Genomic DNA, 14249 nt, shown 5'->3' on the forward strand with positions numbered 1-14249 from the left:
GCACACACTCCCTGAACCATGCCGACGTCCAATATATGGGACAAGACGGCAGAAACTTCCAAAATCTGAGCAAAATGGCGATAAAGGTCGGGCGTCAGACGGGGAGCATGATCGAAAGAATCAGGCTTAGTCCTCGCCTTCACCCTTGTTTTTCTCATTTTGTGGGATAGAGTGTTATTAGATGAGACAGAAAACGTCAAATCCAGAATCGGGCGAGCAAGAGGAAAAGTCGAAGGTGTCGGGTTCACAGACCCTGCAGCGCGGACTGGACCTGCTCGACCAGGTGATCGACGGGCCGATAAAGCTCGCCGACCTGTCCGAACGCATGGGTCTCACCCGGTCGACCACCCACCGCCTGGCCAATGCGATGGTGGATCGGGGATTCCTCACCTTCCTGCCGCGCGAAGGCTATCAGTTGGGGCCAAAACTGCTGCAACTGGGTTTCCTGGCGCAAGCGCAGGCCGATGTGGTGCAGATCGCCCGGCCCCATCTGGAAGCCCTGGCCTCCGCCAGCGAAGATACGGTGCATCTGGGTCGGCTCGATGGCGATCAGGCGCTTTATCTCGACAAGATAGCCGGGCGTCGCCGCGTCGAAATATCCAGTCGCATCGGCGATCGGCATCCCTTGACCTCGACCGGGCTTGGCAAGGCGCTGCTGTTGGACGACAGTGAAGCGGTCTGGACCCGGCTGTTCGACGCTGAGCGCGAAGATGGCACCCATGATGCCGATGCGGCCCTCTGGTTCGACCGGATGCGCACCTATGTCGCGCAGGGGCGCACCTTCGATCTCGAAGAAAATGAGGACCAGATACGCTGCGTCGCAGCCCCGGTGCGCGATGCAGCGGGCGCGATCGTCGCCGCCATCAGCCTGTCGAGCGCGGCCCAATATATGGACGACGAGCGGATGCAGGCGCTGAGCGCCGAAGTGCGCGCCGCGGCCCACGCCATCAGCGCCGATCTGGGCTGGACCCCCGGCGTCAAACCACCCAACCGCCCTGCACGGCGGTAATTAGCCAAAGGAAGGCCCGATCCCATGAAACTGCTTGAAGGCAAGACCGTCCTCGTCACCGGCGCATCGACCGGCATCGGCCGCGCCGCCGCCATTGGCGCCGCGCAACATGGTGCCGATGTCGCGATCAACTATGCCAATAGCGATGGGCCTGCCGCAAGCTGCGTGGCGGAGATCGAGGCACTGGGCCAGCGTGCCATCGCGGTGAAGGGCGACGTTGCCGATCCGCAGACCGCACAGGATTTCGTGACCCGCGCCGTGGACGCCTTCGGGAAGGTCGATGTGATGGTTAGCAATGCGGGCATATGCCCCTTTCACGCCTTTCTCGACATGCCGGTCGATGTGGTCGAGCGCACCTTCAAGGTGAACCTGCACGGCGCCTATTTCATGGTGCAGGCTGCCGCGCAGCAGATGGTAAAACAGGGCCATGGCGGTTCTATCGTTGCCGTTTCCTCCATCTCCGCTCTGGTGGGTGGCGAGTTTCAGACCCATTATACGCCGACCAAGGCGGGCGTTCATTCGCTGATGCAGTCCACCGCCATTGCGCTCGGCAAACATGGCATCCGCTGCAACAGCGTCTTGCCTGGCACCATCCTGACCGAGATCAACAAGGATGACCTCGCCGACGTCGAAAAGCGGACCTATATGGAGCGGCGCACGCCGCTGGGTCGGCTGGGCGCGCCGGAAGATCTGGCGGGGCCGATCGTGTTCCTAGCGTCGGACATGGCCGCCTATGTCACCGGCGCGGCGCTGCTGGTGGATGGCGGCATGTATGTGAACTTGCAGTAAAGCGTGATGCGCGCCCTCGCCTCCGTTCGCCCTGAGCCTGTCGAAGGGTTTTCTTTCTCACTTGGCGAAATCTGGGCTTCGACAAGCTCAGCCCGAACGGGGGGAGAGCAGAATGCGTAAGTTCGCTGGTCATGCTGTAAGGATGGTACAAATTGTCCTGTTCGGCGTCATCCTCACCGCCCCCGCAAACGCCACCGCGCCCGGCAACACCATATTGATCGCGGGCGATTCCACCGCGGCCGACTATGCGTCGGCGCGCTATCCGCAGACGGGATGGGGGACGATGCTACGCTGCGCCGTGGCCCCAAATGTCCGCATTCTCAACCATGCCATGGGCGGCCGTTCGACCCGCAGCTTCCTGGCGGAGGGGCGCTGGGACCGGCTGCGTGCCGATATCCTGCCCGGCGACACGGTGCTGATCCAGTTCGGCCATAATGATGCGACGCGGGCCAAGCCGGAACGCTGGGCACCTGCGCAGACCGACTATCGTGACAATCTGCTGCGCTTCATCCGCGACGTGGGGATGGCGGGCGGCGTGCCCGTCCTCGTTACCCCTGTTGCGCGGCTCAATTTCGGGCCGGACGGCCGCGCTGTCGCGGATTTTGCCCTATGGTCAGACGTGATGCGCGACCTGGCGATCAAGACGGGCACGCCGTTGATCGACTTGGAAGCCCGCTCGCGGGCATGGCTTGATCGCGCCGGGCCGAATGGTTCGAAAGCGCTCTATCTCCACTATAGCGCGCAGGACAATGTGGCGGCCTTCCCCAAGGGCATCAGCGATAATACGCACTTCAGCGAATTGGGCGCGCGGCAGGTGGCCGATCTGGTCGCAGGCGGCCTGAAATTGCTCGCACTGCCCATTTCCGAGACAATAGCGGCCCCGCGCCCGGCCCTCACTCGCACTACCCCGCTTGGAAGGACGGATTGCCAATGACACCGCCGATCGACCGCCGCACCCTCCTTGCCGGAACCTTGGCCTCCGCCACGCTCACAACGCCTGCTATAGCGCAGAGCTTCCCTCTGCCCCAAGGGTTCGAGCGATTTCCGATCTGGCCCGGCAAAGCACCGGGCGGCGAACGGGTCACGGTGCAGGAAGTCGAAAGCCTCCGCCGCCCCGATAGTGGGCCGGATGACGGCGTGTTTGCGCATGTGGTGACACCGACACTCACCTTGCTGCGCCCAGCCAAGCCCAATGGCGCGGCAATCCTGCTCATACCCGGCGGCGGCTATACCCGCGTGGCGATCGGCCATGAAGGCTATAATATCGCCCGCCATTTCGCGCAGGCGGGCTATGCCTGCTTCTCGCTGCTCTATCGCCTGCCCGCCGATGGCTGGGCGGCAGGCGCAGAGGCACCGTTGCAGGATGCCCAGCGCGCCCTGCGCCTGATCCGCGCACTGGCCCCGCGGGAGAAGTTCGACGCGAACCGGATCGGTGTGATGGGCTTTTCGGCGGGGGGGCATCTTGCGGCCTGGCTGACCAGTCGCACGCCCCAGGAAAGCTATACGCCGGTCGATGCCGCCGACCGCGAACCGATAAGGGCCGCCATTGCGGCCTATATGTATCCGGTGATCCAGATGGAGGGCGCGTTCGTCCATAGCGGATCGCGCACGCAATTGCTTGGCCCTGATCCCACCGCCGAACGGATGCGCGCCTATTCGCTCGATCATGACGTGAGCGCCGAGACCCCGCCCGTCTTCCTCGCCCATGCGCTGGACGACAAGGCGGTGCCGCCCGAAAACAGCCTGGCCATGCTCGCTGCTCTGCGCGCCAAAGGCATAGCGGCGGAGTGTCATCTGTTCGAGAATGGCGGCCATGGCTTTGGCCTTGTCGCCGCACCGGCAGCACCAGCGCCCTGGCCCGACCTGTTCCTGAATTTCGCGAGACGCCACGGCCTATGACTGCAAATGTCGCCCTGTTCGTCACCTGCCTGGTCGATGTCATGCGGCCGCGCATCGGCTTTGCCGCGATCCGTGCGCTTGAAGCGGCGGGCTGTACCGTCGTGGTGCCGCCGGGACAGACCTGTTGCGGTCAGCCTGCGCTCAACAGCGGCGACCGGCCCCATGCCGTGGCGCTGGCCAAGCAGACAATCGAGACGCTCGAACCCTATGAGGCGATTGTCGTGCCCTCCGGCTCCTGCGCCGGGACGATCCGTTGCCACTATCCCGAACTGTTCGACGATGATGCAGCATGGCAATCGCGCGCACGGGCCGTTGCCGCCAAGACGTTCGAGGTGATGGCCTATCTGGATGAGGTCTGTGGCTGGAAACCGGAGGGCGTCACCCTGCCTGCCACCGCCACCTATCATGATAGTTGTTCGGGACTTCGCGAGTTGGGGATCAAGGCGCAGCCCCGTCGCCTGCTCAAAGCGATCGACGGGCTGTCGATGACACCGTTGCCGGGCGCGGAAACCTGCTGCGGCTTTGGTGGCACGTTCTGCGTCAAATATCCCGCCATCTCCAACGCCATCGTTGGGGAGAAGGCGGACTCTATCGATGCTACCGGCGCGGACCTGCTGCTGGCGGGCGACCTTGGCTGCTTGATGAACATGGCAGGCAAGCTGCACCGTAATGGCAGCAAGGTCCGTGCTTTTCACGCGATCGAACTGATCGCGGGCATGGGCGACGGCCCGGCGATCGGCGAGGAAGCATGAGCGGCTTTACCGATCGCGCCGATGCCGCGCTGGCCGATCCGATCCTCAAGATCGCGGTCGAGCGCACGGCCGGCACGGCGGAGGCCAAGCGTGCCATCGCGGTCGACGCCTTCCCCGATTTTGAGGCTGCCCGTACCCGTGCCGCCGCGATCAAGGATCATGTGATCGCGCATCTTGGCCCCTATCTCAAACAATTCGAAGCCAGCGCCATAGCGGCCCGGGCCCAGGTCCATTGGGCACAGACGGCGGACGAGGCCTGCCGGATCGTCATCGACATTTGCAAGGTGGCAGGGGCACGGACGGTCGCCCGTTCCAAATCCATGCTGGGCGAGGAAATCGGCTTGCCCCATGCGCTGGAGGAGGCTGGGATCGTCCGGGTCGAAACGGATTTGGCCGAACATATCATCCAACTGGCCGACGAACGGCCGTCCCACATCATCTGGCCCGCCATGCACAAGACCCGCGAACAGGTGTCCGCCCTGTTCCGCGCGAAACATGCCAATCCACATGAAGAGGAAACGATCGCCGCCATGGCCCAGAGCGCACGGCGCGAACTGCGCGGGGCGATGCTGGGCGCGGATGTCGGCATATCGGGCGCTAACTTCCTGATCGCGGACACGGGCGCAGTCTGCACCGTCACTAATGAAGGCAATGCCGAACTTTCGCTCGTCCCCCCGCGCGTCCATATCGTGACGGCGGGCATCGAGAAGATCGTGCCAAGCATGCCGCACGCCATCCATATGCTGCGAATGCTGGCCCGCTCTGCCACCGGCGCGGCGCTGACCCAATATACGACTTTCTACACTGGCCCCAAACGTCCCGGCGACCGCGATGGGCCGGAGGAGATGCACATCGTCCTGGTCGATAATGGTCGCACCAAGATGCGCGAGGAAGGTCTGGCGGAGATGCTGCGCTGTATCCGCTGCGGCGCGTGCATGAATCATTGCGTGGTGTTTCGCCAGATTGGCGGCCATGCCTATGGCGGCACTTATCCGGGGCCGATGGGGGCGGTGCTAACGCCTGCGCTCGACGGCTTGGCGCCCAATCGCGACCTTGCCCATGCCTGCACTTTGAATGGCAAATGTCAGGAGGTCTGCCCGGTCAAGATCCCGCTACCCACGCTGCTCAAGGGCTGGCGCGAGAAAAGCTGGCGCGAAGGGCTGGAGCCGACCTCGATGCGCTGGGGGTTGGGTGTCTGGGCTTGGTTTGCGCGCCGTCCCGCGCTCTATCGCCTGGGCACCGCCTTAGCGATCCGGGCGATGCGGCTGATCGGCCGCAATGGCTGGATCGCCAACCTGCCGCTGGCGGGCGGCTGGACCAAGCATCGCGATCTGCCCAAACCGGCGGCGCGCAGCTTCATGGCGCAATATCAGCAGGAGCAGCGTAAATGAGCGCCCGCAACGCCATCCTCGCCCGCCTAGAAGGCCCCACGCCATTCGCGGCCGAAGCCGCTGCCTTGCTCGGCACGCCTGAACGCCCGGCCGTCGAAGCTAGCAACCTCGAAGCCGAATTTCTCGCCCGTCTCGCTTTGCCCAGCGTTAATGCCAGCCATGACCGTATCGCCAGCCTGGCCGACCTGCCCGCCGCCATTGCGCGCTACCTGATCGCACAGAAGGAACCCTTGACCCTCTGTTGCCCGCCCGACCCGCGCCTGACGGCGTGCGATTGGTCCGCCTTCACCCTGCACGCCGATGCCGCGCCGGATGAAGGCGCCACCCTTGCCATTGCACGCAAGGGCATAGCGGAAACCGGATCGCTCATCTTCGAAACCAGCCCGGTCGCGCCGATGCTGCCCAATTTCCTGACGTTGCATCATATCGTGTTGCTGGCGACCCGCGACATCGACGCCCACCTCGAGGACGCGCCTTTGCCGGGACCGCAACCGCGCGCCCATTACTGGATCACCGGCGTATCCGGCACCACGGATATCGAGGGCACTTATGTTCGCGGCGCGCACGGCCCGCGCTTCCTGCACGTCATCCTGCTGCAAGAATAATGACCGCATATCGGATCATCATTCCACATTAAGGGATAAATACTTTCTTTCGTGTCGCTGGACGCTATAAGGCTTGGCAAAGTCATTCAGGAGACAGCCGATGTTCGACAAGACCTATTACGCGACGCACCCCGACATGATGGAATGCGTGTCGAACGAGGAATTGCGTGATCGCTATCTGATCGGCGGGCTGTTCCGCGATGGCGAGTGCGTGTTGAACTATACCCATGCCGACCGCTTCGTGATCGGCGGGGTCGCGGTGGTGGATGCGCCGGTCGCGCTGCCTGCGCAGAGCGAGCCGGCTTCGGCGGCGGGCCATCCGTTCCTCGAACGGCGCGAAATGGCGGTGGTGAATGTTTCCAACGTCGAGGGCACCGTAACCGTCGATGGCGAGAGCTTCACGCTCGGCAACAAGGATTGCCTCTATGTCACCATGGGCGCGAAGGACGTGCAGTTTGCTGGTGCAGGCGCGCGCTTCTATCTCGCGTCTTGCCCGGCGCATAAGGGGTTCACCACCCGCAAGCTCGGCATCGCCGATGCCAATGCGCTCGAACGCGGTAGCCTCGAAGAATCCAACGAGCGCACCATCTTCCAGCTCGTCATTCCCGGCATCTGCGACAGCGCGCAGTTGGTCATGGGGTTGACCGTGCTGAAGCCTGGCTCGGTGTGGAACACCATGCCCCCGCATATCCACGAGCGGCGCAGCGAAATTTATTTCTATTTCGAACTGGATGGGCCATCGGATCGCGTCTTCCACTATATGGGTGAAGGCGATGCGATGCGGCATATCGTCATGGCCAATGAGGAAGCGGTGATCTCGCCGCCCTGGTCGGTGCATATGGGGTCGGGCACCAAAGCTTATGCCTTCATCTGGGCAATGGCGGGCGAGAACCAGGATTATACCGACATGAATGTGTTGGATATCTGCCAGCTCGCCTGAACCAAAGTGAGAGAGCCGTTCGTGTCGAGCGAAGTCGAGACACGCTCGCACGGCGCCTCGACAGGTTTCTCGACCCCGGCTTGTCCTGAGCGCCTGCCTTGGCAGGCAGTCGAAGGGCTCGAAACGAACGGATTTAGCATGACCAACCCCTTCGATCTTAGCGGCCAAGTCGCCATCGTCACCGGCGCGAATACCGGCATTGGGCAAGCGATCGCCTTGTCTTTAGCCGCGGCCGGTGCGGATATCGCCGCGGTGGGCCGTACCCCGGCACAGGAGACCGTCGAAAAGGTCCGCGCGCTGGGTCGTAAGGCGGAGATCATCTCCGCCGACCTGTCGACCATCGAGCCAGTCCAGCGCGTGGTGGACGAGACGCTGGAAAAGCTCGGTGGCCTTGACATCCTGGTCAACAATGCCGGGATCATCCGCCGCGCCGACAGCGTGGACTTTACCGAGGCGGATTGGGACGCCGTGATCGACACCAATCTCAAAGTGTTGTTCTTCCTGTGTCAGGCGGCGGGTCGCCACATGATCGGCCGGGGCGCGGGCAAGATCATCAACATCGCCTCATTGCTGTCCTTTCAAGGCGGCATCCGCGTGCCAAGCTACACCGCGTCCAAGAGCGGCGTCTCTGGTCTGACCAAGCTGCTGGCGAACGAATGGGCGGCCAAGGGTGTCAACGTCAACGCCATAGCGCCGGGCTATATCGCCACCAACAACACCGCCGCGCTGCAGGCCGACGAGACCCGCAACCGCCAGATCCAAGAACGCATCCCGGCAGGCCGCTGGGGTGAAGCCAGCGACATTGGCGGGGCTGCCGTATTCCTCGCGTCCAACGCGGCGGGTTATATCCACGGGCACACCCTGGCGGTCGATGGCGGGTGGCTCGCGCGCTGATCGCCTGACCTGCGCGAAGACACGCCCTTCGACAGGCTCAGGGCGAACGGACGATCAAACAGAGGAGGGATAACCCTCCCAACCCACAGACAGGAGGATGGATGCCCGATATCGACAGGCGTGCCGCGCTTACCGCCACTGGTCTGGTTGCGCTGGGGACCGCCCTCCCCGCGCCCGCCTTCGCGCAAGCGCCGCTGGCGCTCGGTCCCAGAAAGGTCGGTCCGCCGCTCAAAACGGGCCATCTGCGCATGGGCACGGGCACCAGCCCCAATGGCACGATCGGCCTAAACAACCTGACCCTGCTTCGGGATGGGCAGCCCTGGCTGCCGGTGATGGGCGAATTTCATTTCACCCGCTTCCCGGCGCGCTATTGGGCGGAAGAATTGCGCAAGATGAAGGCGGCGGGCATCACCATCGTCGCCAGCTATATATTGTGGAACCATGTCGAGCTTGCACCGGGCCAGATCGACTGGACGGGGAACCGCAACATTCGACGCTTCATTCAGCTCTGCGACGCCGAAGGCCTGCTCTTTTTCCTGCGGCCCGGACCCTGGGGCCATGCCGAGGCGCGCTTTGGCGGCATCCCCGACTGGATCGTGGCAGGCAGCCATCCGCGCAGCAACGATCCCGCCTATCTGACGCAGGTGGAACGCTTCTGGCGTAGCCTCCACGACCAGGTGAAGGGCCTCTTCTGGAAGGATGGAGGCCCGATTATCGGGATGCAGATCGAGAATGAATATAATCTCGATGGTCCGGGCCAGGGCCGCGCCCATATCGCGACGCTCAAAACCATGGCGCAGAAGATCGGCTATGACGTGCCGCTGTACACGGTCACCGGCTGGGACCAGACACTTTATCCCAAGGGCGAGGTCGTTCCCGTCCATGGCGGCTATCCCGACGAACCCTGGTCGGCCAAGACCACGAAATTGTCGCCCAAGGAAAATTACCTGTTCCGCTTCGATAGCCGGGTGAGCGGTGACCTAGGTGCGCAGACCCGGAGCAATCGCCGGGGCGACGCCGATAGCGATATGGCGGACACGCCCTTCCTGGGCGCGGAATATGGCGGTGGCGTGCCCGTCATGTATCGCCGCCGACCGCTGCTCGACCCCAAGGATGTGGCCGCCGCCGTCACCACGCAGGTCGGGTCGGGCGTCAATCTGCTGGGCTATTATATGTTCCACGGCGGCGCGAACCCGCTCGCGCATGGCCGCACCCTCGAAGAAACCCAGCGGTCGGGCGGCTATAATGACTGTCCGATCATCGGCTATGATTTTCAGGCGCCGATCGGCCAATATGGCGAGGTGAACCCGGTCAACGCTGCGCTGCGACCGCTGCATTATTTCCTTGGGCAATATGGCGACTGGCTTGCGCCCATGGCCGTTCAGGCCCCTGCCAGGCTACCCAGCGACAAAGACGACCTGCAAACGCTGCGTTGGTCGGTCCGGTCGCAGGGCGACAGCGGCTTCCTGTTCGTCAACAACCATGTCCGCCAATATGCGACCCCGGCCCATCGCGGCGTGCAGTTCACCGTCCAACTGACCAGTGGCCCAGTCACCATGCCGTCGCGGCCGGTCACGATTGCGACGGGTGACTATTTTTTCTGGCCGATCGGTCTGGACTTGGACGGCGTGTTGCTTAGTTGGGCCACGGCCCAACCCGTCACTCGACTGACCGATGCGGATGGCCCGATCCATGTGTTGATCGCCACTGCGCCGGGGCCGGTCGAACTCGTCTTCCCTGCGGGCACGCGCTTGTCCGCGCCTGCGCGGGTGGACGGAAGGCATGTCATCGCCGATGTTCCGCCTGCCCCGGACCGGCTGCTGACCGTGACCGGAGCCGATGGCCGCAAGGTTCGGTTGCTTCTGCTCGATCAGATGTCGGCGCGCAGCCTGTGGGTTGGCGATCTGTCCGGCCAGCGCCGCCTCGTCCTGACACCCGCCGACACGATGTTCGGGACGGACCGCCTGACTCTGCGCCAGCGGGGCGATCCCGCCTTCCGCTATCGCATGATGCCCGGTCGCGAGGGCACGGCAATAGCGAAAGGCCCGGCCTCCAGGGCCATTCCGTTTACCCGCAGCCGCGCCGCGGGCACGGCACCGCCCATCGTCATCGGCGGCCCCGCCAACGCAGCGATGCAGCCCCTGCCAGAAGCGCATCGGACGGCCGCCGCCTTCACCTTCACGCCGCCCAAGGATGCGCTGGAGACCGGCGACGCCTTTCTGGAGCTTGACTGGCGCGGCGACATAGGTCGCCTGTTCGACGGCATGGACATGCTGGACGACGCCTTCTGGGACGGCCGCATCTGGCGCATCGGCCTCAAGCGCTTCGCCGATCGGCTGGGGCGACCATGGACGCTGACCATCCTGCCGCTGCGCGCCGACACCCCCATCTATCTAGACGACAGCGCCCGCGCGAAACTGCCCAAAGCGGACCAGGTCGCGGACCTGCTCACCCTTCGCATCGTCCCCGAATATCAGCTGGAGATCCGCGCATGACCGCCCTCACCCGCCGCTCCACACTCGGCCTCGCCGCACTGCCGTTACTGACCACGCCTGCACTGGCCGCGCCCAAGAAGACCGGCGCACGCCCCCGCCCCTTCCTGATCGGCGCGGACATCAGTTGGATTCCCGAAGATGAGGCCGCAGGGGCTCGCTATTTCGTCAAGGATCAGCAGAAGGAGCCCATCCTCCTGCTGCGCGACGCAGGGTTCAACGCCGTTCGCCTGCGCATCTTCGTCGATCCGGCGAATGGCTATTCGAAGCGGGAGCCAGACAAGGCGTGGGCCGGGCTGGAGCAGACCGTTAAACTCGGCCGCCGCGTCCGCGATGCAGGCATGTATCTGGTTCTGAGCTTTCATTATAGCGACACTTGGGCAGACCCGGAGCATCAGGGCGTGCCCGCTGCCTGGTCAGGCTATGACCTGCCGAAGCTCGCCAAGGCGGTCGATACCCATACGCATGACACGCTCGTCGCGATGCGCGCGGGCGGCGCGCCCGTCGACATGGCGGTGATCGGCAACGAAACAACCTTCGGCATCTTATGGCCCCATGGTCGGGTGAAGCTGTCCACGCCTACCGGCAACCCGATCACCGACGCCAACCATGCCAAGGTCGGCCAGGTCGGGGGCTTCGATGCTTTCGCCGCCTTGTTGCGCGCTGGCATAGCCGGCGCGCGCCGCGCCGAACCGGACATCGCCATCCAGTTGCATAATCATCTGGGGCGTCATTGGGGCATCGTGCGTGAATGGACCGACGCGCTGGTGGCACGCAATGTCGATTTCGACGTCATCGGCTTTTCCGCCTATCAGCAGCAGCGACAGGGCGACTGGGCCAACAGCTTCGACCAGTTCCTCAAACGCTATCCGGGCAAGGGGCTGCTGGTCGCCGAATATTCCAGCCGCAAACGCTATATCAACGATCTGGTCCACGCCCTGCCGGACAAGCGTGGCTGGGGCACGTTCATCTGGGAACCGACCCGCCATCAGGAAGCGATTTTCGATCGCAATGGCGAGAATGCGGGCGAAGGCCCCAAACCCGACCTGCTGAGCCAAGGCATCAACAGCGCCGAAGCCCCCGGCGGCCTTGCCACCGCTGCGCCAGCACCCAAGCCGGAACCGTCAGGGCCGATGGGCGTCGGCGGCGACTATATCGCCAACCCCCTGCTCGATCTCTATGGCAGGATGGCGAAGGATTATCGACCGTGAACCGCCGCGACTTCACGCTGGGCGCTGGGGCGCTGGCGCTCACCGCCTGCGCCACGCACCCGGTGGTCGGCGCCGATCCACTGGTCTTCGCCTATTTTACGACCGGCAAGGGCGAGGCGGATGGCCTGAAACTGGCTACCAGCGACGATGGCTTCACCTTTCGTCCGTTGGCGGGCGAGCGCAGCCTTCTGGTGCCGCAAGTCGGCGAGAAGAAGCTGTTGCGCGATCCCTTCCTGTTTCGGGACGGTGCCCTCTATCATCTGCTGTGGACCACCGCCTGGGAGGGCGTGACGATCGGCCATGCCACCAGCCGCGACCTCGTCCACTGGTCGCCGCAACAGGCTATTCCGGTCATGGCGAACATAAGCGGCACGCGCAATTGCTGGGCACCCGAAGCCATCTATGATCCGCGCGCGCGGCACTGGCTGCTCTTCTGGTCCAGCACGGTAACCGGCCGCTACCGCGAAACCGAAGGCACGTCGGAATCAGGGTACAACCATCGCCTCTGGTCCACCACTACGCGCGATTTCACGACCTTTTCCCCGCCGCAACCGCTTTATGATCCCGGTTTCAGCGTCATCGACGGCAGTTTTGCGCACGCGCCGGACGGTAGCCTGCACCTGATCGTCAAGGATGAGACGGTGTCGCCACCGCGCAAATGGCTGCGCAGCGCGTCCGCCCACAGTCCGTCCGGCCCCTTTGGCGCGCTGTCCGCCCCATTCTCGCCTGCCTGGGTCGAAGGGCCAATGACCGCGCGCATCGGCGATGCCCTTATCTGCTATTACGACATTTACAAGGAGGGTCGCTGGGGCGCAGCGATGACGCGCGACATGGTGACGTGGCAGGATGTCAGCGATCGCCTGATCCTGCCGGCCGGCGCCCGTCATGGCTCCCTCCTCGCTGTGCCGCGCAGGGTGATCGAGGCTATTTGAACGTAGCGAACGATGCGCATTTGCCCGTGATAGTATCGCCTTTTTAGCACACTTGGCGCTTCCACCGTTCAACGCAGTCGTAGGATTGTGTTAAGATTTATACTGCCATGATGGCGTATGGAGAGACGCGCCAAGACAGGAACGGATCACCGATCTTTACCATCCAGAATGGTCAGCGATGCCATGCTGCCCGACGCTGTCTATCGCGATTTGGTAACCACATTGTTTGCGATGACCATGCCGATTATCGGTTTTGGGATATTATATGTCCTGGTTGGCGCATTGATTTACTTCAAATGGCACGATCCGCTGATCGCAGCGCTAACGGGCAGTGCAGCGATAGTTACCGTTGGCCGTGTTTGGCTTATAAAAGCTTATGATAGTGCGGGCAGGACCAATCAGGACATAGCAAGTCTAAGAATTTGGGAAAGGCGCTATGCATGTCTGACCTATATGGTCGCGCTGCTCTTGGCCGCGCTCCACATACGCGCTTTATCGGCCCATGAACCGCTGGCACATATCGGCACGATAAGTCTTATTTTCACCTTTGGTGCCGGGATTGTATCCCGTAACGCTTCGCGTCCACGGCTATGCGTCATAAGTTTGTCGCTCGTGGTTGGGCCAACGGCCATTGCCATGTTGCTACATGCTGCAAGTGGTAGCGACAAAGTGTCGCACCCGGAGTTTTTTGTCTTGCAGGCGCTTCTGCTCGTGGCGGTCACCTTGATGAGTTTGCAGTCGGTACGGCATCTCTACATTTCTTCGGTCGAACATCTGACCACCAAACATGATCTGGCCACGCTCGCACGATACGATCCGCTGACAGGCCTGCCCAATCGCCTGCTTCTGCGCGAAACATTTCAGGCCAACATCCAGCCATCGGCGGCGGACGAGCAGATGGCCATTCATTATCTTGATCTTGACGGCTTCAAGGCGGTGAACGATCGACATGGCCATCCCGCCGGAGACGCGATGTTGCGCGAAGTGGCGCGCCGCCTGCAAGTCACGATCCGTGCGGAGGATGTCGCGTGCCGCTTGGGGGGCGACGAGTTTCTTTTGCTGCAATGCCAGGTGCGGCATCAGGATCAGGCCGACCTGCTCGCCCGGCGCATCATCAAGCAGTTGAGCGAGCCCTATCTGATCAATGGTGTCGAGATGCGTATTACCGCGAGCGTCGGGATTGCCATGGCCCCCGAATTCGGCCTGGAACTGGAGCGGCTAATGGCATTTGCCGATACGGCACTGTATCGATCAAAGGCCAAAGGCAAGGCGCAGGTGCATTTTTGCACGACAGAGGATTTGCACCAGTCCGGGCTGGCCGTCGCCTGAGCGAGG

The 14249-nt window shown here is 63.1% G+C and carries 13 protein-coding genes; all 13 read left to right on the top strand.

All coding sequences use genetic code 11. From position 1 onward, the window contains the following. The first annotated feature begins 181 nt into the window (after positions 1–181). Positions 182–1009, top strand: coding sequence for an IclR family transcriptional regulator (locus tag J2W40_RS05495; protein WP_310222481.1), 828 nt, complete (start codon positions 182–184; stop codon positions 1007–1009). A gap of 24 nt (positions 1010–1033) precedes the next feature. Beyond that, on the top strand, positions 1034–1798 hold the full coding sequence (locus J2W40_RS05500; RefSeq protein WP_310222483.1) for an L-rhamnose 1-dehydrogenase Lra1: 765 nt from the start codon (positions 1034–1036) through the stop codon (positions 1796–1798). A 142-nt stretch (positions 1799–1940) separates the two neighbouring features. Then, positions 1941–2732 carry a rhamnogalacturonan acetylesterase gene (locus J2W40_RS05505; RefSeq protein ID WP_409050343.1) on the top strand — a complete coding sequence of 264 codons (792 nt, stop codon included), beginning with the start codon at positions 1941–1943 and terminating at the stop codon, positions 2730–2732. Beyond that, on the top strand, positions 2729–3697 hold the full coding sequence (locus J2W40_RS05510) for an alpha/beta hydrolase (protein ID WP_310222487.1): 969 nt from the start codon (positions 2729–2731) through the stop codon (positions 3695–3697). The genes J2W40_RS05505 and J2W40_RS05510 overlap by 4 nt, the downstream gene beginning before the upstream one ends. Continuing rightward, positions 3694–4449: a (Fe-S)-binding protein gene (locus J2W40_RS05515; protein ID WP_310222488.1), complete on the top strand. Its 756-nt coding sequence runs from the start codon at positions 3694–3696 to the stop codon at positions 4447–4449. The genes J2W40_RS05510 and J2W40_RS05515 overlap by 4 nt, the downstream gene beginning before the upstream one ends. Further along, positions 4446–5840, top strand: a complete 1395-nt coding sequence (locus tag J2W40_RS05520) for a lactate utilization protein B (protein ID WP_310222490.1) — start codon at positions 4446–4448, stop codon at positions 5838–5840. The genes J2W40_RS05515 and J2W40_RS05520 overlap by 4 nt, the downstream gene beginning before the upstream one ends. Then, positions 5837–6445 (top strand): LutC/YkgG family protein, encoded by a 609-nt coding sequence (locus tag J2W40_RS05525; protein ID WP_310222492.1) that lies wholly within the window; start codon positions 5837–5839, stop codon positions 6443–6445. Before J2W40_RS05520 ends, J2W40_RS05525 begins: the two co-directional genes overlap by 4 nt. A 100-nt stretch (positions 6446–6545) precedes the next feature. Continuing rightward, entirely contained in the window at positions 6546–7385 is an 840-nt protein-coding gene (gene kduI / locus J2W40_RS05530; protein WP_310222494.1) for a 5-dehydro-4-deoxy-D-glucuronate isomerase, read from the top strand. Positions 7386–7523: 138 nt separating this feature from the next. Continuing rightward, the gene (kduD, locus tag J2W40_RS05535) at positions 7524–8279 is read left to right on the top strand and encodes a 2-dehydro-3-deoxy-D-gluconate 5-dehydrogenase KduD (RefSeq protein ID WP_310222496.1); all 756 of its coding nucleotides are present in this window, start codon (positions 7524–7526) and stop codon (positions 8277–8279) included. 101 nt (positions 8280–8380) lie between these two features. Then, a complete protein-coding gene (locus J2W40_RS05540) occupies positions 8381–10774 on the top strand; it encodes a beta-galactosidase (RefSeq protein WP_310222498.1) in 2394 nt (797 codons plus the stop codon). Then, positions 10771–11982 (top strand): glycosyl hydrolase 53 family protein, encoded by a 1212-nt coding sequence (locus tag J2W40_RS05545; RefSeq protein WP_310222500.1) that lies wholly within the window; start codon positions 10771–10773, stop codon positions 11980–11982. Before J2W40_RS05540 ends, J2W40_RS05545 begins: the two co-directional genes overlap by 4 nt. Beyond that, positions 11979–12914, top strand: coding sequence for a glycoside hydrolase family 43 protein (locus J2W40_RS05550; protein WP_310222502.1), 936 nt, complete (start codon positions 11979–11981; stop codon positions 12912–12914). Before J2W40_RS05545 ends, J2W40_RS05550 begins: the two co-directional genes overlap by 4 nt. Before the next feature lie 168 nt (positions 12915–13082). Beyond that, entirely contained in the window at positions 13083–14243 is a 1161-nt protein-coding gene (locus J2W40_RS05555) for a diguanylate cyclase domain-containing protein (protein ID WP_310222504.1), read from the top strand. Positions 14244–14249: the final 6 nt, after the last annotated feature.

Source organism: Sphingobium xenophagum (assembly GCF_031457465.1).
Lineage (GTDB): Bacteria > Pseudomonadota > Alphaproteobacteria > Sphingomonadales > Sphingomonadaceae > Sphingobium > Sphingobium xenophagum_A.